At 21.9% G+C, this 279-nt stretch carries 1 protein-coding gene; it reads right to left on the reverse strand.

Features of this window, described 5'->3' with window-relative positions; all coding sequences use genetic code 11:
• On the reverse strand, window positions 1-279 hold a 279-nt coding region (locus SAZ04_RS21915), incomplete at both ends, for a hypothetical protein (protein WP_332699658.1).

Raw genomic sequence — 279 nt, forward strand, 5'->3', positions numbered from 1 at the left:
ACTATTTATATTAAAGAATGATAATAATATGTTAAAGTTATCATCAGATGTATCTCTTAACCAGTTTGAGATACCAGCTAATGCTATATTTTTTATATTAACAAATTCTTCTAATAAAAAAACACGTTTACTTTGTTTTATTAATCTTGCAGGTCTTGAATTTTGATTCATAGAATTTATTTCTTTTACTTCATTCTTTGTTAATTTATTATTTACAAATAAATTTCCAATTTCTTGTAATACTCTGTATTCATTCACACGATTATTTTCATATTCTGT

The sequence above is a fragment of the Halalkalibacter lacteus genome (genome assembly GCF_036663595.1).
GTDB classification, from domain to species: Bacteria; Bacillota; Bacilli; order Bacillales; family Bacillaceae_D; genus Halalkalibacter; species Halalkalibacter lacteus.